The following is a 21746-nucleotide window of genomic DNA, read 5'->3' on the forward strand; positions in this document are numbered from 1 at the left end:
CACGTCACGATGGCGCGGCTTGGGAAGAGCACGATGGCGCGGCTTGGGAAGAGCACACGGTGGCTCAGGCTCCGAAGAACTGGTTCCCGAGTGCTTTGCTCTTGAGCGCGTCGAACTCGCCCTGCGAGATGGTGCCGGCATCCAGCAGGGCCTTGGCGCGCTCGATCTCGGCAGTCGGGTTAGCGGCAGCGGCAGGACGGTAGTCGTCGGTTTCGGGAACGACGCCGCGCCGGATGCTCGCACGAGCTGCCATCCCGCGTCCTCGGGCGATCACGTACACGAGAGCCGTCAAGAAGGGCACGAGGACCAGGAAGATGATCCAGAGCGCCTTCCAGCCGCCTGCCAGCGTGTGGTCGCGAAACAGATCGATGATGATCAGCGCGACGACGTAGATGTACGCGGCGATGTAGAACATCACGAGCGCGAACAAGAAGATGTCCCAGATGCCGAGCACGGCTACCTCCGAATGCGAAACGGTCGCGCTCAGCCTAGTGCCGAGTGCGACCGTTTCGTGCGAAGCGAGTGTCAGCCTGCGTTCTGGTAGGCGGGAGCCTTGCCGTGAACCGCATCGCCCACGTTGTGGATGCGGATGTCGTTGGTCGTGCCCTCGATTCCGGGAGGAGAACCCGAGATCACGACGACCTTGTCACCGACCTTTGCCAGGTCATTCGAGAGAAGGTAGTCATCGACCTGGAGGAACATCCGGTCGGTGTGCGAGACGTGCTCGACCAGGGTCGACTGGATGCCCCATGTCACTGCCATGCGGCGGCGGATCGCCGGGTCGGGGGCGAAAGCGAGCATGGGGATCTTCGGCCGCAGGCGCGACAGACGGCGAGCCGAGTTTCCCGACTCTGTGAACACACACAGGAACTTCGCCTCGACGAAGTCAGCTACCTCGTTGGCCGCGAGCGTGATGATGCCCCCCTGCGTGCGCGGCTTCGTGTGAATCGGAGCGATGCGCTCGAGTCCGTGTTCTTCCGTCGACTCGATGATGCGGGCCATCGTCTGTACGACGACAACGGGGTACTCCCCCACACTCGTCTCGCCCGAGAGCATGACGGCATCGGCACCATCCAGAACGGCGTTGGCGACGTCACTGGTCTCGGCACGCGTGGGAACCGGGTTGTTGATCATCGACTCGAGCATCTGCGTGGCCACGATGACCGGCTTGGCCATCGCGCGGCACAGCTCGACCGCGCGCTTCTGCACGATCGGCACAGCCTCCAGCGGAAGCTCCACGCCGAGGTCGCCACGGGCGACCATGATGCCGTCGAAGGCGTCGATGATCTCCTCGAGGTTGTCGACGGCCTGCGGCTTCTCGATCTTGGCGATGACCGGAACCCGACGGCCCTCCTCGGCCATGATCACGTGAACACGCTGCACGTCCTTGGCATCCCTGACGAACGACAGCGCGATCAGATCGGCGCCGGTACGCAGACCCCAGCGGAGGTCTGCCTCGTCCTTGTCGGAGAGGGCGGGAACGTTGACCGCGACCCCGGGAAGGTTGATGCCCTTGTTGTTGGACACCGGACCACCGACGATGACTTCGGTCGTGACGACTGTTCCGTCTGTCTCGATGACCTTGACACGAACCTTGCCGTCGTCGATGAGCAGGAAGTCGCCCGGTTTCACGTCAGCAGGCAGACCCTTGAACGTCGTCGAGACAATGTCCTTCGTGCCGAGGATGTCCTCGATGGTGATCTTGAAGATGTCTCCGGGCGCGAGCTCGTGAGGTCCGTTCTCAAACTTTCCGAGACGGATCTTGGGTCCCTGCAGATCCACGAGGACCGCGACGGCGCGCTGTGCGTCGTCTGCGGCCTTGCGGACATTGGCGAAATTGTTCTCGTGTACCGAGTAGTCGCCGTGGGAAAGGTTGAAGCGGGCAACGTCAACGCCGGCATCGATGATGGCGCGAACCATCTCGTATGTCGAGGTTGCCGGGCCCAAGGTTGCGACGATCTTCGCGCGTCTCATCCGAGTGTGCTCCGTTGTTTGCGTGATGCAGGCAGAAGGCCTGCGGGTACAGGCAGGGGCCGGGCCCAGCCTACGCGTGCGCCACGCCGATGGCGACATCCGTGGGGTGAACAGGAGACGGAAGCTCCGTGTCACCCATCAGATACCGGTCCACCGCTGCAGCGGCCGCGCGTCCTTCGGCGATCGCCCAGACGATGAGGGACTGACCGCGGCCGGCGTCACCGGCAACGAACACCCCCGGATGCGTCGTCTGGTAATCGTCCTCACGGGCAACGTTGCCGCGATCGGTGAATCTGGTACCGAGCTGGTCCTCGAGGAGAAGTCGCTCGGGGCCGGTGAAGCCCATGGCGATGAGAACGAGGTCTGCCGGGATCTCGCGCTCCGTGCCGCTTTTCGGGACGCGCCGGCCATCCACGAACTCGGTCTCGGCGACACGAAGGTACTGAACTTCGCCGGCGTCGTTGCCCAGGAACTCGACGGTGGAGGCCAGATACATCCGCTCCCCGCCTTCCTCGTGAGCGGACTGCACCTCGAACAGGGTCGGGGCCATCGGCCAGGGCTGCGCGTCAGGGCGTGCCTCGGGAGGGCGACGTCCGATCGCGAGGTTCGTGACGCTCAGCGCGCCCTGGCGGTGGGCGGTTCCGATGCAGTCAGCACCGGTGTCGCCGCCACCGATCACGATGACGTGCTTGCCCTCGGCACTGATCTGATTGGCGACGGCATCCCCTGCGACAGCGTGGTTCGACTCGACGAGGTACTCCATCGCGAAGTGAACCCCGGCGAGGTCGCGTCCGGGGATGGGGAGGTCACGCGGAACTGTTGCCCCGGTCGCGACGACGACAGCGTCATACCGGGCGCGCAGGGCGTCCCAGGTGATGTCGGTACCGATATTGACGCCGGCGCGGAACCGGGTGCCCTCGTCCTGCATCTGACGAAGCCGGGACTCGAGGTGGCGCTTTTCCATCTTGAAGTCCGGGATGCCGTAACGCAGCAGACCGCCGATGCGGTCATCCCGCTCGTACACGGCCACGGTGTGACCGGCGCGCGTGAGTTGCTGTGCGGCTGCCAGACCTGCGGGGCCTGAACCGACCACAGCCACGGTCTTGCCGGTCAAGCGCCCGGGCGGCTTCGGGTCGACCCAGCCGTTCGCGAAGGCCTGATCGATGATCGAGACCTCCACCTGCTTGATCGTCACCGCCGGCTGGTTGATGCCCAGCACGCAGGCGCTCTCGCACGGTGCGGGACAGAGCCGACCCGTGAACTCCGGGATGTTGTTCGTCGCGTGCAGGCGATCGATCGCCGCGCGCCCCTCCCCGCGCCACGTGAGGTCGTTCCACTCGGGGATGAGGTTCCCCAGCGGGCATCCCTGGTGGCAGAACGGAATGCCGCAGTCCATGCAGCGTCCGGCCTGCCGGCGCAGCACAGCACTGTCACCGGGTTCGTAGACCTCTTTCCAGTCCATGATGCGAACAGGCACCGGACGACGGGCGGGAAGTTCCCGCTCCGTCACCTTCAGAAAGCCCTTGGGATCAGCCACCGGTCACCTCCAGGATGCGGGTCCAGACGACGTCGCCGTCGGGGTCGAGGCCTTCGTCCACGGCCTCCTGCCGCGTGCGCAGCACGGCGGCGTAGTCGCGAGGGACGACGCGGACGAAGTTCGCGACTTCCTCGTCGAAGCGTGCCAGGAAGTCCGCAGCAAGCGCGGAACCCGTCTGTTCCGCGTGCTGCGCGAGCAGGTCCCGCAGCATTTCGGCATCCCCGGAGCCCAGCGGTCCGAGTTCGAGCTCACCCGTGGCGAGCGCTTCCCGGTTCACGAGGTCGGGGTCGAGCCGGTAGATGTACGCGGTTCCACCCGACATACCGGCACCCAGGTTCCTACCCGTCGGACCGAGGATGACGGCGAGCCCGCCGGTCATGTACTCGAGCGCGTGGTCGCCGACGCCTTCGACGACAGCGGTGGCCCCGGAGTTGCGCACGAAGAAGCGCTCGCCCACGATGCCGCGCAGGAAGAGCGTTCCCTGCGTGGCGCCGTAACCGATCACGTTGCCGGCGATGACGTTCTGCGACGCGTCGAAGGCTGCATTCTGGGGAGGCCGGATGACGATCTGACCGCCCGAGAGTCCCTTACCGACGTAGTCGTTCGAGTCTCCCGTCAGTCGCAGGGTGATTCCCGCGGGCATGAAGGCACCGAAGGACTGCCCGGCCGACCCGGTGAGGTTGATCGTGATGGATCCGGCCGGCAGACCGTTCTGGCCCTGAGCCTTCGTGACGTGGTGCCCGAGCAAGGTGCCGACCGCGCGGGCGGTGTTGCGCACCGGCAGGTCGATCGTGATCTGACCGCCATGGGCGATGACATCCTGGGCTCGCTCGATGATCGGGACGTCGAAGTGCTCGTCGATCTCGTGGTTCTGCGCACGCAGGTTGCGACGCGGCTCGTCCTCGGCGAACGCAGGACCCTCCAGCACGGGGGTCAGGTCCATCCCGCTCGCCTTCCAGTGCTCAATGGCACGGTTGGTGTCGAGCAGTTCGTGGTGACCGATCGCCTCGTCCAGGGAGCGGAACCCGAGTTCTGCGAGGTACTCCCGTACTTCCTGGGCGATGAACTCCATGAAGGTTTCGACGAATTCCGGCTTGCCGGTGAACCGCGACCGCAGCACGGGGTTCTGCGTGGCGACACCGACGGGGCAGGTGTCGAGATGGCAGACGCGCATCATGATGCATCCGGAGACGACCAGCGGAGCGGTGGCGAAACCGAACTCCTCGGCACCCAGCAGCGCGCCGATGATGACGTCGCGACCGGTCTTGATCTGGCCATCGACCTGTACGACCACACGGTCCCGCATGCCGTTGAGCATCAGGGTCTGCTGGGTCTCGGCGAGGCCCAACTCCCACGGCGTTCCCGCGTGCTTGAGCGAGTTGAGCGGGCTCGCGCCCGTCCCGCCGTCGTGGCCCGAGACGAGGATGACGTCGGCCAGGGCCTTCGCCGTACCCGCTGCTACCGCGCCGATTCCCGACTGGCTGACCAGCTTGACGTGGATGCGGGCGTGGGGGTTGGCGCGCTTGAGATCGAAGATCAGCTGCTTGAGGTCCTCGATGGAGTAGATGTCGTGGTGCGGCGGCGGCGAGATAAGGCCGACACCCGCGGTGGCGTGCCGAGTGCGCGCGACCCACGGATAGACCTTGGTCGGTGGCAGCTGCCCGCCCTCACCGGGCTTGGCGCCCTGCGCGAGCTTGATCTGGATGTCTTCTGCTTCGGTGAGGTACAGGCTCGTCACGCCGAATCGGCCCGAGGCAACCTGCTTGATCGCGCTACGACGTTCCGGATCGAGCAGACGGTCGACATCCTCGCCGCCCTCACCGGTGTTGGACTTGCCACCGATCCGGTTCATCGCGATAGCGAGTGTCTCGTGGGCTTCCTTCGAGATGGAGCCGTAGCTCATCGCGCCCGTTGAGAACCGCTTCACGATCGCCGACACCGGCTCGACCTCGTCGATCGGCACGGGGCGGCGCACGCCGGTGCGCAGACGGAAGAGTCCGCGGAGGGTCTTCAGTTCGCTCGCCTGGTCATCCACGAGCTTCGTGTACTCGCGGAACACGTCGTACCGACGCGTGCGTGTCGAGTGCTGCAGGCGGAAGACCGTTTCAGGGTTGAACAGGTGCGGCGAGCCGTCTCGGCGCCACTGATACTCACCACCGGTCCAGAGGCGCTCGTGAGCGCGCTCTGCTTCGTCCTCCGGGTACGCATAGGCGTGCCGGGCACGGTTCTCGGCGGCGATGACGTCGAGCCCGACGCCGCCGAGCTTCGTCTCCGTGCCCGTGAAGTAGGCGTCCACGAACTCCTGCGACAGGCCGACAGCTTCGAACACCTGCGCGCCCGCGTACGAGGACACGGTCGAGATGCCCATCTTCGACATGATCTTGAGCACGCCCTTGCCGAGCGCATAGATGAGGTTCTTGACGGCCTTCTCAGGCGTCACACCGGTGATGTAACCGGCGCGCACCAGGTATTCGACGGTCTCCATGGCAAGGTACGGGTTCACAGCTGAGGCCCCGTAACCGAGCAATGTCGCGACGTGGTGCACTTCGCGCACGTCGCCGGCCTCGACGACCAGCCCAACCTTCATGCGGGTCTCGCGCCGGATCAGGTGGTGATGGATGGCAGCGACCATCAGCAGCGAGGGAATCGGCGCGAGGTCCTTGTTGGAGTCCCGATCGCTGAGAACGATGTACTCGGCGCCGTCTTCGATTGCCTGATCGACTTCGCTGCACATCTGGGCGATGCGCTTCTGCATCCCCTTGTGTCCCGCCTCGACGCGGTACAGGCCGCGGATCGTGACCGAGGAACGTCCGGGAACGGCGGTGTCGATGTGCTGGATCTTCGCGAGCTCGTCGTTGTCGATGACCGGGAAGTCCAGCGTCACGGTGCGCGTGTGGCTGGGACCCCAGTCCAAGAGGTTCCGCTCGGGACCGATGCCGAGCGACAGCGAGGTCACGACCTCTTCCCGGATCGAGTCGAGCGGCGGGTTGGTCACCTGAGCGAACTGCTGCGTGAAGTAGTCGAACAGCAAACGCGGGCGATCGCTCAGGACCGCAACGGGAGTGTCGCTACCCATGGCGCCGAGCGGCTCCGCGCCCTTCTGCCCCATCGGGGTCAACAGGATGCGGACTTCCTCTTCGGTGTAGCCGAAGGTGCGCTGACGGCGGGTGATCGACGCGATCGGATGCACGATGTGCTCACGCTCAGGCAGCTCGGACAGACGCACGCGGCCGGCATCCAGCCACTCCTGCCAGGGCTGCATCGTTGCGAGATCGCGCTTGATCTCGTCATCCTCGATGATCCGGCGCTGCGCCGTGTCAACGAGGAACATGCGACCGGGACGCAGGCGTCCGCGGCGCTTGATGCGCTCGGGCTCGAAATCGAGCACACCGGTCTCGCTGCCGATGACGACGAGGCCGTCGGTGGTCTCGGTCCACCGTCCGGGACGCAGGCCGTTGCGGTCCAGTGTCGCGCCGACCAGCGTGCCATCCGTGAAGATCAGGGCAGCCGGGCCATCCCACGGCTCCATCTGGATCGCGTGATAGTCGTAGAACGCGCGCAGATCAGGGTCGAGCCCGACCTGCTTCTCGTAAGCCTCGGGCACCATCATCATGATGGCGTGAGGCAAGCTTCTGCCGGTCAGGGTGAGCAGCTCGAGCACTTCGTCGAAGGAGGCCGAGTCGCTGGCGCCGTCGGTGCAGATCGGCAGCAGCGGACGGATGTCGCCGATCAGCTCGGACTCGAGCTGGGACTGGCGTGCGCGCATCCAGTTGCGGTTGCCGTTGACGGTGTTGATCTCACCGTTGTGCGCGAGCATCCGCAGCGGCTGCGCCAGGCGCCATGACGGGAACGTGTTCGTCGAGTACCGCGAGTGAACCACGGCGAGCTCGGATGCGAACCGTTCATCCTGCAGGTCGGGATAGAACGGCTCCAGCTGCAGCGTCGTGACCATGCCCTTGTAGCCGAGGGTGCGTGCCGAAAGCGACACGAAGTACGCGCCGAGCTCGGTGCGGCTGCGCTTGCGGAGCCGGTAGGTGCGGCGATCCAGCGCGATTCCCGACAGAGCGTGAGCGTCGCCGACGGCGGGGCGCGAGACGAACAACTGCTCGAATGCCGGGCGTGCCTCGAACGCGAGCTTGCCGAGGTGCTCCTCGTCGGTGGGCACTTCACGCCACCCGAGGACCTCGAGGTTCTCGCTTGCTGCGATGCGCTCGATGCCGGCCTTCTGCTCAGCTCGGGCTTCGTGATCCAGCGGCAGGAAGACCATGCCCGCCGCATACTCCCCCACCGGCGGAAGGTCGAAGTCGACAACCGCGCGCAGGAACGCATCCGGCATCTGGGTAAGGATGCCGGCGCCGTCGCCAGTACCGGCATCCGAACCGATGGCACCCCGGTGCTCGAGGTTGCGCAGGGCAGTCAGTGCGAGATCGATGATGTCGTGACCGGGCTCGCCGCGCAGGGTCGCGACCATGGCCAGGCCACACGCGTCCCGTTCGAAGTCAGGGTTGTACATCCCCTGCTTGGCGGGGAAGCCGGATTCGCCGGTGGCGATGCGACGGGGGCTCGATGCCATTGCTACCGTCCTCACGTTGATGCTCAATATGGGACGACGTCGGCCCGGCTGTGTGTGGTGTACGCGGTGATCTGGGTACTGCTCCGGTGATCAGATCACTGCGGCCGAGGGGTGCTTGTGGCGCTGCCGGCGGTGACTTCGGGGGCCGGTGGTTCGCTGACGTCGACGAAGTCGGGAGTGTCCTGCGATTGTACAGTGCCTTTCGCGGCGCGCTCGCGACCGGGAACGTACGGTGAGGGCTCCCGCCCGGGGTGGCGGCGCTTCTGCACGATCATGATCGCAGCGCCGATGATGACGCCGAAGATCGCTGCCCACACGTTCGCGCGGATGCCGAGGAAGATCTCGCTCGGATCGATCCGGATGGACTCCCAGACGATGCGCCCCGCGCTGTACCAGATGAGGTAGAGGCCGAACAGGCGGCCCCATTGCAGCGCGAAACGACGGCCCGCCCACAGCAGTACGGCAGCTCCCAGGAGGTTCCAGATCATCTCGTAGAGGAACGTGGGGTGGAAGAGTGTGCCGGGGGCCAGGCCCGGAGGGAAGGCCGCGTTGGTGGACTCGATCTCCAGGCCCCAGGGAAGGTCTGTGGGAAGACCGAACAGCTCGTGGTTGAACCAGTTGCCGAGGCGTCCCATGGCCTGGGCGATGATCAGACCTGGCGCCAATGCGTCGGCGAATGACCAGAATCGGATGCCGGTCCAGCGGCATCCGAGCCACGCACCGATCGCTCCGCCGATGAGGGCTCCGTAGATGGCGATGCCGCCCTCCCAGATGCGGAAGATGGCCCAGATGTCGGCACCTTCACCGAAGTAGAAGCCGGGGTGGGTCAGGACGTGGTAGATCCGGGCGACGATGATCGCGAGCGGGACCGCCAGCAGGGCGATGTCGATGACGATCCAGTTTTCGGCACCCCGCTTGGTCAGGCGGTAGTTCGTGAGCAGGACCGCGACGATGATACCGGCGATGATGCACAACGCGTAGAAATGGATGCGCAGCGGCCCGAGGTCGATGTAGCTGACACTCGGACTGGGGATGCTCGTCAGGACGTTCTGGAAAGCGGTGATCATGTCGATCGTCCTCGGTTGGTGGGGCGCCGGCCGGAGGGCCGACGTCGTGAGTCTAGTTCGAGTGGGGCGCGCTCACTCGCGGACGGTGCCGGCGACGAGTTCGCGCGCGGCAGCAGCGAGTCCGTCGAGGCCCCCGTCGCGCAGGGCGCGCACGAGCGCCGTCCCGACGATCGCTCCGTCTGCGTACTCGAGGACGCTCCGCACGTGGTCGGCGTTGGAGACGCCGATTCCGACGCACGCGCGCTCGGCGCCGTGCTCGCGGAGGCGCGCGACAAGGGCACGGGCTGCGGCATCCAACTGGGCCCGCTCCCCCGTGATACCCATCGTCGAGACCGTGTAGACGAACCCGGTGGTTTCCCGCACGATCATCTCGAGTCGAGCGTCGGTCGAACTCGGGGCGGCGAGAAAGACCCGGTCAAGGCCCGTACGTGCGCTCTCGGCGAGCCAGTCGGCTGCCGCGTCTGGGGTGATGTCGGGCGTGATCAGCCCGGCGCCACCGGCTGCGCGGAGGTCGTCGGCGTACCGGGAAACCCCGTACTGCACGACAGGGTTCCAGTACGTCATGACCAGCACGGGGATGTCGGTTCGTGAAGCGACCTCGCGGACCGCGGTGAAGGTGTCGCGCATCCGAAAGCCCGCTTCCAGCGCAGCGTTGGTGGCTTCCTGGATGACCGGGCCGTCCATAACGGGGTCTGAGTAGGGCGGGCCGAGTTCGAGGATGTCGACGCCGGCTTCGGCCAACGTCACCGCGGCCTCGATGCTGGTCTCCAGGTCGGGATAGCCGATGGGGAGGTATCCGATGAGAGCGCCGCGACCTTCATCGCGGGCCGCGTCGATCGCGGCGGCGACGGCGCTCACGGCTGCGCTCCCTCGTCGTAGAGTTCGAACCACCGGGCCGCTGTGTCCATGTCCTTATCGCCGCGACCTGACAGTGAGATCGCAACAACGGCATCCGGTCCGAGCTCGCGTCCGATGCGCAGGGCTCCAGCCAGTGCATGGGCGGACTCGATAGCCGGGATGATGCCCTCCGTGCGCGACAGCAGGCGCAGGGCCTCCATCGCCTCGGTGTCGGTGGCAGGGATGTAGTGCGCGCGACCGATGTCGGCAAGCCAGGCGTGTTCGGGCCCTACTCCGGGATAATCCAGGCCCGCAGAGATCGAGTGCGACTCGACGGTCTGGCCGTCCTCGTCCTGCAGAACGTAGGTCTTCGCGCCGTGCAAGATGCCCGGCGTGCCTCGCTCGATGGACGCCGCGTGCCGGGGCGTGTCGACGCCATCGCCGGCCGCCTCGACGCCGTAGAGGGCGACGCCCTCGTCGTCGAGGAAGGCATCGAACATGCCGATCGCGTTCGATCCGCCGCCAACGCAGGCGAAGACGGCATCGGGGAGCCGTCCGATCTCCTCCAGAAGCTGAGCGCGCGCCTCTTCACCGATGACCTTCTGGAAATCGCGAACCATCGCAGGGAACGGGTGCGGGCCGGCAGCTGTTCCGAAGATGTAGTTGGTGGTCTCGACGCTGGCGACCCAGTCGCGGTACGCCTCGTTGATGGCATCCTTGAGCGTCCTCGACCCCGTCGTGACCGGGATGACCTCGGCGCCGAGCAGGCGCATACGGGCGACATTCAGTGCCTGGCGTTGCGTGTCGACTTCGCCCATGTAGATGGTGCACTCGAAACCGAACAGGGCAGCGGCCGTCGCCGTTGCAACGCCGTGCTGACCGGCTCCGGTCTCAGCGATGACCCGCGTCTTGCCCAGCCGCTGCGTGAGCAGAGCCTGTCCGAGCACGTTGTTGATCTTGTGGGACCCGGTGTGGTTCAGGTCCTCGCGCTTGAGAAAGACGCGGCCGACCCCGGTGTGCTCGGCAAACCGAGGCACCTCGGTGAGCGCCGAGGGTCTGCCTGCGTACGAGTTCAGCAGCCGGACGAACTCCGCGTGGAACGCCGGATCGATGCGAGCGGCTTCGTACTCGGCAGTGAGCTCGTCGATCGCGGCGATAAGCGACTCGGGCATGAAACGTCCGCCAAAATCGCCGAAGAAGGGACCGCGCTGTTCGCGCAGGCTCGTGGTCATGATCCTGCCTCCAGGAACGTCGTGAGGGTCGCGACGGGGTCTCCGGTCACCAACGCCTCGCCGATGAGCACGACATCCGCGCCGGCGGCCCGGTAGTGCGCGACATCGGCCGGCGCCAGTACTGCCGACTCCGCGACGGCGATGGCATCAGCGGGGATCGAGTCGCGCAGGCGCCCGAACAGATCTCGGTCGAGTTGAAACGTGGAGAGGTCTCGTGCGTTGACACCGACCAGGCGCGCACCGATGTCGGCGGCACGATGAAGCTCCTCGAGTGAGTGAGTCTCGACAAGGGCTGTCATCCCGAGCTGTTCGATCAGATGCAACAGGCGCTCGAGCACCGGCTGATCGAGGGCCGCGACAATGAGTAGAACGATGTCGGCACCCGCGGCGCGGGCTTCGAAGACCTGGTACTCGGTGGATACGAAGTCCTTCCGCAACACCGGCAGAGATACTGCGGCGCGGACTGACTCGAGATCGGCGAGACTCCCCTTGAACCGACGTTGCTCCGTGAGGACCGAGATGGCAGACGCGCCGCCGCGCTCGTAGAGCGACGCGAGGTGAGCCGGGTCGGGGATGTCGGCGAGATCACCGCGTGAGGGGCTTGCGCGCTTCACCTCGGCGATGATGCGCACACGCTCTGCGGGTGCAAGGTGCGCCAGCGCCGGGAGTGCAGCGGGGCGGGCGAGCGCGGCGCGTTCGACATCCGCGAGCGGTCGCACGGCTTCGCGCGTCCGGGCGTCCTCGAGAGCGCCGGCCGTGAGGTCGGCGAGCATGCTCAATGCTCTTTCGCGGTGTACCTGGAGCCGCCTACGCCGTAGCCGACCTTCGCCATGATCCAGCCGACGAGCGCCCCCACCACGACGAGGACAACCGACGCCCACACCAGCCAGACGATCTCGAGGAAGAACGCCACTGTACCCAGGGCGATGGCAGCGAGCATGATGACGACAGCCGTCCAGGCCGCCGGCGAGTGTCCGTGGCCGGGGTCGCCGATGGGGTTGCTCATGGATATCCTCCGGTAGTGCGCGGGCTGTGGTCAGTCTAGCGGTCAGGTGGTCGGGTCCCCGCCACGGGAGAGGTCATCCCACGAGTCGATCGCATCGAGGGGCCCGCCGCTCCGGCGTCGCTCGGCGCGTTCTGACTGGTACCGCCGTCCGCCCTCGGGCCAGAGGCGCGCGGTTGCGAGAACCCAGATCCCCGCGGCTGCCATGAGGACGGCCGCGACGAGGGTGATGGCGGGCCAGGTCGTGGCAGTGATCCCTGCCACAAGCTCCGCGATCGCACTCTCACCGCGGATGCCGGTCACGGCCGCCACCTCTGCCGAGACGGCACTCACCGGTGCCTGGATGGCGATTGGCGCAGTCAGGATTGCCAGTGCTATCCCGAGTACGGCGCCGATCACGCCGAATACGGGACGCAGGATCCGCCCGACGATGGACAGAGCAGCTCCGAGGGCGAGCGCCGTCAGGCTCAGCGGCGCGAGGAGCACCACGGCAGACGCGCCGGCTACGGCGAGCGGTTCCGCGGCTCCATCGCTCAATGAAACGAGCAGCCATGTTTGAGTCGAGGAGATGAGGCCCGTCGCTCCCGCGATCAGGAACCCGACAACGCCGATGAGCCGAGCCCGCGCGATCATGCGTCCCCGTGGGTGACGGCGGGCTGCAGGTCGGTCGTGTCGAAGCAGCTGCGCGTTCCGGTGTGGCAGGCGGCACCGATCTGTTCGACCTCGATCAGGAGCGCGTCGCCGTCGCAGTCGAGTTTCGCGCCGCGTACGTACTGCACGTGTCCGGATGTGTCGCCCTTACGCCAGTACTCCTGGCGCGAGCGAGACCAGAAGGTCACGCGCCCGGTCGTGAGCGTGCGTCTGAGCGCTTCGGCATCCATCCAGCCGAGCATGAGCACCTCTCCGGTGTCCCACTGCTGGATGATCGCCGGCGCAAGACCATCCGCGTTGAAGGCGACTGCCGCGATGCGCTCCTCGAGATCGGTCACGCTCGCACCTCCACCTTCTCGGCTGCCAGCGCCGACTTCACGTCCCCGACGGTGAGCTGACCGGTGTGGAAGACGCTGGCGGCCAATACGGCGTCAGCTCCGGCGTGCACGGCTGGTGCGAAATGCTCGACAGATCCCGCGCCGCCGGAGGCGATCACCGGTACTGACGAGATCTCGCGCATCAGCGAGACGAGCTCGAGATCGAAACCCTCCCGTGTGCCATCAGCATCGATCGAGTTGACCAAGAGCTCGCCTGCGCCGCGATCGATGGCCTCGCGAGCCCACGCGAGCGCATCGAGAGTCGTCTCGGTTCGCCCACCGTGGGTCGTGACGACGAACCCCGAGTCGACGGCGTCTGAGCGCTTCACATCCAGGGACAGTACGAGCACCTGGGCTCCGAAGCGGTCGGCGATCTCATCCACGAGTCCGGGCCGGGCGATCGCTGCCGAGTTCACTCCCACCTTGTCGGCGCCGACCCCGAGCAGCCGAGCGACATCGTCTGCCGAACGCACCCCTCCCCCGACGGTGAGCGGGATGAAGACCTCTTCTGCCGTGCGCTGGACCACGTCGTATGTCGTTGCACGCTCGTCGACAGTCGCGGTGACATCGAGGAACGTGATCTCATCAGCGCCCTGGCGGAAGTACGCAGCCGCCAACTCCACAGGGTCGCCCATGTCGCGAAGGTTCAGGAAGTTGACGCCCTTCACCACGCGCCCGGCGGCGACGTCGAGGCACGGGATGACGCGCGTCGCAACAGCCATCTAGAGCCTCGCCGCGTGAATCTCGGTTACCAGGATGGCGCGAGCACCGATGCCGTACAGCGCGTCCATCACCTGATTGACGCCCTTGCGCGGACTCATGACGCGCACTGCCACCCACGACGGGTCCCGTAGTGGCGAGATCGTCGGCGACTCGATGCCGGGCGCGATGTCCACTGCTCGGTCGACGAGGTCTGCCGGCAGGTCGTAGTCGATGAGAACGTACCGGCGGGCAACCATCACACCGCGGAGCCGCCGCAGGAGCGTCTCGGTCCCCTCGACCTCCCGTGGCCCTCCGATGAGGACGGCTTCCGACTCCAGGAGCACGGGGCCGAAGATCTCGAGCCCCGCCTGCTTGAGTGTCGTGCCCGTCGAGACGACATCGGCGACGGCATCCGCCACGCCCAACCGCACCGCCGACTCGACCGCACCGTCCAACGGAACGAGGTCGACAGCGATCCCTCGTTCATCGAGGAACGAGTCCACGAGGCCGGGGTAGGCGGTGGCGACGCGCATTCCCTCGAGGTCAGCGAGGTCGGTGAAGCGTCCGGGAGGCCCCGCGAAGCGGAACGTCGAGTCCGCGAATCCGAGGGATTCGATCTCGCGCGCAGGCATCCGCGCATCCAGAAGAAGATCCCGGCCGGTGATGCCGACATCCAGGGCGCCGGAGCCCACGTACGTTGCGATGTCGCGCGGGCGGAGATAGAAGAACTCGACCTCGTTCGCGGGATCGATGACGTGGAGATCCTTCGGATCACGCCTGCCGGTGTATCCAGCTTCGGTGAGCATGGCGGCCGATGTCTCGGCCAGCGAACCCTTGTTGGGCACGGCGATTCGGAGCATGGGGGTCTTTCGGGTCGAAGCGGGAGGGGCGACGGGTTCAGAGATGTCGGTACACGTCCTCGAGCGAGATCCCCTTCGCCAGCATCAGCACCTGCAGGTGATACAGCAATTGCGAGATTTCTTCGGCTGCGGCCTCATCCGACTCGTACTCGGCGGCCATCCACACCTCGGCGGCCTCTTCGACGATCTTCTTGCCGATCGTGTGGATGCCTGCATCGAGCTCGGCGACGGTCCCCGACCCCTCGGGACGGGTCTGCGCCTTCACCGTCAACTCGGCGAACAGCTCCTCGAACGACTTCACTATGCCAGGGTAGCGAACCGCGCGGGTACCCCGGTCAGTGCCGATGAGCGTGGGCCCCGAGGGAGCGCAGGCTCACGATCGCGGCTTCCGGGTCATCTGCCCCGAACACGGCTGATCCGGCGACGAACGTATCGGCACCTGCTGCGGCAGCCTGCTCGATCGTGGACGGCGAGATGCCGCCGTCCACTTGCAGCCAGACCGCAGAGCCGCGCCGGTGGCATTCGTCGGCGAGCAGGCGGAGCTTCGGCATCATGTCGGCCATGAACGACTGACCGCCAAACCCCGGTTCGACGGTCATCACGAGGATCTGGTCGAACTCGTCGAGAACATCGAAGAGCGGCTCGACCGGCGTAGCCGGCTTGAGCGCGATTCCGGCGCGTGCGCCGAGAGAGCGCAACCGCCGGGCGAGAGCCACCGGCTCTGACGTGGCCTCCGCGTGGAAGGTCACGGATGCCGCGCCGATCTCGGCGTAGCCCGGGGCCCAGCGGTCCACATCGTCGATCATGAGGTGAACATCCAGCGGCACGGGAGACGTCGCGTGGATCCTCTCAACCATCTGTGGTCCGAACGTGAGGTTCGGAACGAAATGGTTGTCCATGACGTCGACGTGGACGAAGTCGGCGGCGGCGATGCGCTGCAGTTCCGACTGCATGTTGACGAAGTCGGCGGCAAGGATGCTGGGATTGATGCGCACCGCAGGGTCCTGCGTCGCGGCGTCGGGGGAACTCACCCGTCCATTATGGGCGAGGGCGTCGGTCAGCTTCGCCGCCGCAGGAGCGTGATCGACATGGCGTCGGTGCCGTGCCGGTGGGGCCACAACTGTGCACGCCCGCCGCCGCCTGTCGGGCTCGCCAGGTCCAGCGTGCTCCGCGACACCCGGCGCAGTACGTCTCGCGCGTCCAGCTCGTCCAGCTTGTCTCGGTGCTGATCCAGCACCGCCGCCACCACATCGCGGGTCTCGACGAGGTGCGGCGAGCACGTCACATAAGCGACGACACCGCCCGGCCGGAGCCCGGTCACCGCGGCAGAGAGCAGTTCGCGCTGCAGGTCGGCCAGCGGTGCGACATCCTGCGGTGACTTGCGCCAGCGCGACTCTGGTCGGCGGCGCAAGGCACCCAAGCCCGTGCAGGGCGCGTCGACGAGGATCCGGTCGTACGCGTCAGCGCCTGCCCTTTCCCTGCCGTCTTCCTCAGAGACGACAACCTCGAACGGGATCGGCTCGAGGGATCGACGAACCAACCCGGCGCGCGTGGACGAGACTTCGTTCGCCTCCAGGTCGACCGGGGTCCCCGACTCCCGCGCCTGCAGCACGCGGGCAGCCAGCAGCGCGGTCTTTCCGCCCGGGCCCGCGCACAAGTCGAGCCAGCGCTCCCCGGATCGCACCGTGTCGACCTCCGACAGGGCGAGGGCTGCGAGCTGGGATCCCTCGTCCTGGACGCGCAGCGCCCCATTCGAGGCTGCCACGAGCCTGCCGGGATCCCCGGCCGGTGCTCGGAACCCATAGGGCGAGAAGGATGTCGGCTCCGACTCTTCAGGAACGGTGGCAAGCCCCGGGAGAGCCGTCATCGTGACGCCGGGCGAGTCGTTGTCGGCCACGAGAAGATCGAGCAGTTCGCCCGCGCGCCCTTCGTCGTCGAGAGCGCGCCGGAGAGCCCGGATAACCCACACCGGGTGGGAGGTGCGCACCGAGAGGCGCTCGTCGTCGGAGCGTGCAGCCTCTTCGGCGCGGGAGATCCAGGTCGCGGCATCCGCTTCGCCGATTCTGCGCAGCACAGCATTGACGAAACCGACAGCGCGCTCCCCCGCACTGGAACGCGCAAGAGCAACCGACTCGTTGACTGCCGCGTGCGGCGGGACCCTCGTGGCCAAAAGTTGATGCACCCCGAGCCGCAGGATGTCCAGGACTGGCGGGTCGACGCTCTCTGCCTGCCGGTTGGCAGCGACAGCGATGACAGCATCCCAGGTTCCCTGTTGCCGCAGGGTCCCGTATGTCAGCTCCGTCGCGAGCGCGGCATCTGCCGGGCTCAGTCGTGCCCGGGCGATGGCTGTCGGCAGGACGAGGTTCGCGTACGCGTCGGCGTCGTGGACCGCACGCAGCGTGTCGAAGGCGACTCGGCGGGCCGACGGTGCGCCGCTCATGCCGTGGCTCCGACATCGCCGGTCATCTGAGCGTCAGTATCGAACTGCAGCTCGCTCAGCCGTGCACCGCGCCACCAATCTCCGGCATCCATCGCGGGCTTCCCCGCTGGCTGGACACGCAACAGTGCGATCGGATCGCTACCGGTTCCGACGATCACTTGCTTCGCGTGAGCTGCGACCAGCCCGGGGCGCAACCGTGGCGCTTCGGAGGTTGCCGGCACGGCGGCGAGGATCTTCAGCCGCGCGTCCTGCGCGGTCGCGAAGGCACCGGGCTCGGGGGTCACGCCGAGGATCCGTGACATGATCTGCTCCCGACTTTGCTGCCAGTCGACGCGACCGTCCTCGATCGAGAGTTTCGGCGCATAGCTTGGGTCGCCCGCTTGAGGGCGGGATCGCGCAGTGCCGTCTGCGATCTGGCCGACGACCGTGGTCAAGAGCTCTGCTCCGGCATCCGCGAGGGTCGCGAGCAGCTCCCCCGCCGTCGCCTCAATCGGGCGCGGAAAGCGCACCTCGCCGAAGATGTCTCCCTCGTCAAGGCCTGCCGTCAGCTGGAAGACGTCGACGCCCACCTCGGGGTCTCCCGCGATGATGGCGTGCTGCACGGGAGCAGCCCCCCGCCACCGGGGCAGGGCCGAAAAGTGGAGGTTGATCCAGCCGTGCCGAGGCGTCGAGAGCAGGGGTTCGCGGACGAGGCTGCCGTAGGCGACGATCACGCCCAGGTCGGGGTGAGCAGCGCGCACCGCCTCGAGTGCTACATCGTCGAGGCGTGCGGTGCGATGCGCCGACAGGCCGAGCGTGTCAGCGGCGGTAGCCACCGGCGAAGGCGTCACGACCCGGCGGCGACCGATCTGCGCGTCGGGCCGCGTGATCACGAGAGGCACCTCGTGACCGGCGTCGACGAGGGCGCGTAGCGACGGCACGGCCGGCTCGGGCGTTCCGGCGAACACGATTCTCATTGCTGTGTCTCCAGGTTCAGGTCGGGCAGGTCGAGACGGATGCGCAGCGTCGCGCGTGCGCCGCCGCGACTACGTGAGCGGCGCCCCCGCAGCGCTGCGGCAACCAGAGCCGCGCGCAGGGAACGCGCGAGGGCGGGTCCATCGTGATAATCGCAGCGCACGAGCGCGCGCACGTCGCCATCGTGCGAGCCGGTGGTCGGCAGCGGCACAGGCCCGAGCACGTCGCTGGCCTGCAGCCCCGGCACATCCGACCGCACGGTGGCCAGCGCGGTCTCCACCGCCGGTCGAGGCCCCTCCAGCGAGGCAACCCGAACCGCGGGAGGCATTCGCAGCTCTGCGCGTTCGGCGAGCTCGGCGCGGGCGAAGGCAGGCTGGGACCAGGTGGCCAGTGCTCGGCCGAGAGCCCCAGCGACCCCGACCAGGTGTACCGGCGCACCTGGCCCAGCCAAGGCGGCCGCGTTTGACCACCAGCGTAGACAGTGCTCGGCGATCCGCAGATCATCAGCGAGCAGCATCCGTTCGCCGTCCAAGAGCAGCACCGCGCGGTATCCACGCGCGGCCCGAGGCTCCGCGCCACGCGTCGCGATGACGAGCGCCGGTGTCTCTGGCACATCGAGAACAGGATGATCGGCATCCGAGACGATGATCCGGATGCCGGGGAAGGCGCGTCCGAGTTCCTCCGCGGTGCGGCGGCTCCCGGAGCCGATGAGTAGGAAGCGCGCGCCACCGCAGGAGGCGCAGGTCCAGCCTTCAGCGCGGCGTCCGCACGCAGAACAGGTTGGTGTTGCCCCTCGCGCTCCGGCATGAAGCGGTCCGCCGCAGGCGCGACAGCGCGCGGGATGCCGGCACTCCGCGCAGGCGAGCACCGGAGCGTACCCGGGGCGAGAGACCTGCACCAGAACTGGACCGCTCCGAACTGCCTCGCGCGCGGCGGTGAACGCCGCAGAGGGGATCCGCGCGGTCCCGGTCTCCCCCTCGCGCAGAGGTGTGAGCACCACGCGTGGAGCCGCTGGACGGGCTGCGCGCAGCTCCTCCACCCACCCGATATCGACAAGACGTTGGACGTCGGTGGTGCGGGTGAACCCGGCGAAGACAAGCGCAAACTGCTCCTGCTCCTGTCTGACCAGCGCGGCGTCACGGGCGTGGACGCCCGGTGACAGCGGTTCACGCAGCAGCGGGTCGCCATCGTCCCAGACAGCGATCAGGCCCAGCGCGTGGACGGGCGCGTACACGGCCGATCGGTTGCCGATCACGATCGAGGGCGTGGGCTCGAGCACCCGCAGATACGCGCCGTAGCGGGCAGGGGCGCTCTGAGCGGCATCCGTCCGGATGAGTGCCTCGCCGAGTCCGTGCGCGATCAGGCCCTGCTCGAGTTGGTCGAGGTCTCGGTGGTCGGGCACGACGAGGATGCTGCTGCGTCCTGCCACGAGCAGCCTCGCGGCCGCGGCAGCGAGGATTCCCACCCACCCCGGTGCGGGCGAACCGGGCGTTACCGGCGCCGTCGGCGCCGTCAGGGCGATGCGCGCGCCCCGGGTGAGCGAATCAGCCGCGCCGGGGAAGCTTGCGAGGGCAGTTGCCGCCCATTCTGCAGTGGATGCCGACACCTCGGGGACGCCCGCTCGTTCGGCGTTCTGCCATGAACGCTCGGCTCGCACCATCCGTCGCGGTACGACCAGGCGCAGGATGTCGGATGCCGACCCTGCCGACCGGTCGGCGACCTTTCGTGCGAGGTCGTAGAGCCGCCGTGGCAGCACAGGTACCGAAGAGATGACGGACTCGACCTCCGACAGGGGGCGGTCAGCGGACGGTTCGTCGTCCAGCTCCACGATGAAGCCGTCCACGATCCGGCCGGCCGCACGAAGCGGCACGCGTACGCGGACGCCCTCGTGAGCCTCAGGTGCCAGCTCGTCGGGAATCTCGTAGTCGAAGAGCCGATCCAGTTGGGGCAGCGGGGAATCCAGGAGCACTCGCGCGATGCGCCGAGCGGTCATGTCAGAGACCGGCGGCTGAGCGCAGGTCGTCGACGCGGTCCGTGCGCTCCCACGTGAAGTCGGCGAGTTCTCGACCGAAGTGCCCGTAGGCTGCGGTCTGCCCATAGATCGGGCGAAGCAGATCGAGCTGGTCGATGATCGCCTTCGGGCGCAGGTCGAACACGTCAAGAATCGCCGTCGTGATGATGTCGTCGGCCACGTGACCGGTTCCGAACGTCTCGACGTACAGGCCGACCGGAGCGGCCTTGCCGATGGCGTAGGCGACCTGCACCTCGAGCCGATCAGCAAGTCCTGCGGCCACGGCGTTCTTCGCGACCCACCGCATGGCGTAGGCAGCAGAGCGGTCGACCTTCGAGGGGTCCTTCCCGCTGAAGGCTCCGCCTCCGTGGCGCGAGGCACCGCCATAGGTGTCGATGATGATCTTCCGGCCCGTGAGGCCCGCATCGCCCTTCGGGCCGCCGATCACGAACGGACCAGCGGGATTGATGTAGTAGGTGACCGCGGAAAGATCGAGTCCGGTGCTCTCCAGAACCGGATCGATGACGGTCTCCTGCACCTGGGCGCGCAGGTCTTCTTGCGAGATGTCAGGGTGGTGCTGGGTCGAGAGCACCACGGACTCGACGGTGCGCGGCACGGCCCCCTCGAAGCCGAGGGTGACCTGCGTCTTGCCGTCGGGACGCAGGAACGGCAGCGCACCTGAGCGTCGCGATTCGGCGAGGCGCTCAGCCATGCGGTGCGCCGTCCACGCGGCCATCGGCATCAGCTGAGGCGTCTCGGTCGTCGCATAGCCGAACATGATGCCCTGGTCGCCCGCGCCCTGCTCGTCACGAGGGTCGGATGATCCGCGTTCACGCTGCTCGAAGGCCTTGTTCACACCCGACGCGATGTCGGAGGACTGCGCGCCGATGGAGATGCTCACGCCGCACGAGTCGCCGTCGAACCCAGTCTCGCTCGAGGTGTATCCGATGCGGTTGACCACATCGCGAACGATCGCGGGAATCTCGACGTAGGCGGACGTGCTCACCTCACCCGCGACATGCACCAGTCCTGTGGTGACGAGGGTCTCGACCGCGACGCGCCCGGTCGGATCCTCACTCAGGATGGCGTCGAGGATGCTGTCAGAGATCTGGTCGCAGATCTTGTCGGGGTGACCTTCCGTGACCGACTCGGACGTAAACAGACGCAACGCGGTCATGGAGCTCCCGTCAGTAGTGGACGCCGATCAGTATCGCGCCGGCCTACGACACCGGCGCGCGAACAGGTGACCGTCAGTCGATCGGACGGAGGCGAAGCTTGTCTTCGTTGATCTCGTGGAGCGCGATGGTCAGCGGCTTGTCCTCGACGGTTGAATCAACCAGCGGTCCCACGTTGTCGAAGAGGTTTCCCTCGTGCAGGTCGGAGTAGTAGTCGTTGATCTGGCGGGCGCGCTTTGATGCGTATATCACCAGCTGGTACTTCGAGTCAACCTTCTCGAGAAGGCTGTCGATGGGGGGGTCGATGATGCCCTTGTTGTTCCCGGCCATGGCGGAATCCCTTCGCTGGCGAC

At 67.0% G+C, this 21746-nt stretch carries 20 protein-coding genes; all 20 read right to left on the minus strand.

From position 1 onward, the window contains the following. Positions 1 to 64: 64 nt before the first annotated feature. Positions 65 to 454: an SHOCT domain-containing protein gene (locus Q1V87_RS11370; protein WP_331791277.1), complete on the minus strand. Its 390-nt coding sequence runs from the start codon at positions 452 to 454 to the stop codon at positions 65 to 67. A gap of 71 nt (positions 455 to 525) precedes the next feature. After that, positions 526 to 1974, minus strand: a complete 1449-nt coding sequence (gene pyk, locus Q1V87_RS11375; RefSeq protein WP_292710440.1) for a pyruvate kinase — start codon at positions 1972 to 1974, stop codon at positions 526 to 528. Between the two features lie 70 nt (positions 1975 to 2044). Next, positions 2045 to 3511: a glutamate synthase subunit beta gene (locus tag Q1V87_RS11380; protein ID WP_300592803.1), complete on the minus strand. Its 1467-nt coding sequence runs from the start codon at positions 3509 to 3511 to the stop codon at positions 2045 to 2047. Further along, complete coding sequence (gltB, locus tag Q1V87_RS11385; protein WP_292710434.1) at positions 3504 to 8084, minus strand: glutamate synthase large subunit; 4581 nt, start codon at positions 8082 to 8084, stop codon at positions 3504 to 3506. Before gltB ends, Q1V87_RS11380 begins: the two co-directional genes overlap by 8 nt. 95 nt (positions 8085 to 8179) lie before the next feature. Continuing rightward, complete coding sequence (gene lgt, locus Q1V87_RS11390) at positions 8180 to 9151, minus strand: prolipoprotein diacylglyceryl transferase (RefSeq protein WP_292710431.1); 972 nt, start codon at positions 9149 to 9151, stop codon at positions 8180 to 8182. Positions 9152 to 9223: 72 nt separating this feature from the next. Continuing rightward, positions 9224 to 10009: a tryptophan synthase subunit alpha gene (trpA, locus tag Q1V87_RS11395; RefSeq protein ID WP_292710428.1), complete on the minus strand. Its 786-nt coding sequence runs from the start codon at positions 10007 to 10009 to the stop codon at positions 9224 to 9226. Then, positions 10006 to 11220, minus strand: a complete 1215-nt coding sequence (gene trpB / locus Q1V87_RS11400; RefSeq protein ID WP_292710425.1) for a tryptophan synthase subunit beta — start codon at positions 11218 to 11220, stop codon at positions 10006 to 10008. The genes trpA and trpB overlap by 4 nt, the downstream gene beginning before the upstream one ends. Then, positions 11217 to 11993 (minus strand): indole-3-glycerol phosphate synthase TrpC, encoded by a 777-nt coding sequence (gene trpC / locus Q1V87_RS11405; RefSeq protein ID WP_292710422.1) that lies wholly within the window; start codon positions 11991 to 11993, stop codon positions 11217 to 11219. Before trpC ends, trpB begins: the two co-directional genes overlap by 4 nt. 2 nt (positions 11994 to 11995) lie before the next feature. Then, positions 11996 to 12226, minus strand: coding sequence for a DUF6704 family protein (locus Q1V87_RS11410; RefSeq protein ID WP_228178708.1), 231 nt, complete (start codon positions 12224 to 12226; stop codon positions 11996 to 11998). A gap of 42 nt (positions 12227 to 12268) precedes the next feature. Beyond that, the gene (locus tag Q1V87_RS11415) at positions 12269 to 12856 is read right to left on the minus strand and encodes a Trp biosynthesis-associated membrane protein (RefSeq protein ID WP_300592810.1); all 588 of its coding nucleotides are present in this window, start codon (positions 12854 to 12856) and stop codon (positions 12269 to 12271) included. Then, on the minus strand, positions 12853 to 13212 hold the full coding sequence (gene hisI / locus Q1V87_RS11420) for a phosphoribosyl-AMP cyclohydrolase (protein WP_292710414.1): 360 nt from the start codon (positions 13210 to 13212) through the stop codon (positions 12853 to 12855). Before hisI ends, Q1V87_RS11415 begins: the two co-directional genes overlap by 4 nt. Beyond that, positions 13209 to 13973, minus strand: coding sequence for an imidazole glycerol phosphate synthase subunit HisF (gene hisF, locus Q1V87_RS11425; RefSeq protein ID WP_300592814.1), 765 nt, complete (start codon positions 13971 to 13973; stop codon positions 13209 to 13211). The genes hisI and hisF overlap by 4 nt, the downstream gene beginning before the upstream one ends. After that, on the minus strand, positions 13974 to 14813 hold the full coding sequence (gene hisG / locus Q1V87_RS11430; protein ID WP_292710408.1) for an ATP phosphoribosyltransferase: 840 nt from the start codon (positions 14811 to 14813) through the stop codon (positions 13974 to 13976). It lies immediately after the preceding gene. A 37-nt stretch (positions 14814 to 14850) separates the two neighbouring features. Further along, positions 14851 to 15114 (minus strand): phosphoribosyl-ATP diphosphatase, encoded by a 264-nt coding sequence (locus Q1V87_RS11435; protein ID WP_292710404.1) that lies wholly within the window; start codon positions 15112 to 15114, stop codon positions 14851 to 14853. A gap of 34 nt (positions 15115 to 15148) precedes the next feature. Continuing rightward, positions 15149 to 15844, minus strand: a complete 696-nt coding sequence (gene rpe / locus Q1V87_RS11440; RefSeq protein WP_300592818.1) for a ribulose-phosphate 3-epimerase — start codon at positions 15842 to 15844, stop codon at positions 15149 to 15151. A 26-nt stretch (positions 15845 to 15870) separates the two neighbouring features. Then, positions 15871 to 17253 (minus strand): transcription antitermination factor NusB, encoded by a 1383-nt coding sequence (locus tag Q1V87_RS11445; protein ID WP_300592821.1) that lies wholly within the window; start codon positions 17251 to 17253, stop codon positions 15871 to 15873. Continuing rightward, positions 17250 to 18209: a methionyl-tRNA formyltransferase gene (gene fmt / locus Q1V87_RS11450; RefSeq protein WP_300592824.1), complete on the minus strand. Its 960-nt coding sequence runs from the start codon at positions 18207 to 18209 to the stop codon at positions 17250 to 17252. The genes Q1V87_RS11445 and fmt overlap by 4 nt, the downstream gene beginning before the upstream one ends. Then, positions 18206 to 20200, minus strand: a complete 1995-nt coding sequence (locus Q1V87_RS11455) for a primosomal protein N' (protein ID WP_300592826.1) — start codon at positions 20198 to 20200, stop codon at positions 18206 to 18208. Before Q1V87_RS11455 ends, fmt begins: the two co-directional genes overlap by 4 nt. Before the next feature lies 1 nt (position 20201). Continuing rightward, entirely contained in the window at positions 20202 to 21395 is a 1194-nt protein-coding gene (metK, locus tag Q1V87_RS11460) for a methionine adenosyltransferase (protein ID WP_300592829.1), read from the minus strand. A gap of 73 nt (positions 21396 to 21468) precedes the next feature. Next, complete coding sequence (gene rpoZ / locus Q1V87_RS11465; RefSeq protein ID WP_195693834.1) at positions 21469 to 21723, minus strand: DNA-directed RNA polymerase subunit omega; 255 nt, start codon at positions 21721 to 21723, stop codon at positions 21469 to 21471. Positions 21724 to 21746 lie beyond the last annotated feature (23 nt).

Origin of the sequence: Microbacterium sp. (assembly GCF_030149085.1) — a bacterium.
GTDB lineage: Bacteria > Actinomycetota > Actinomycetes > Actinomycetales > Microbacteriaceae > Microbacterium.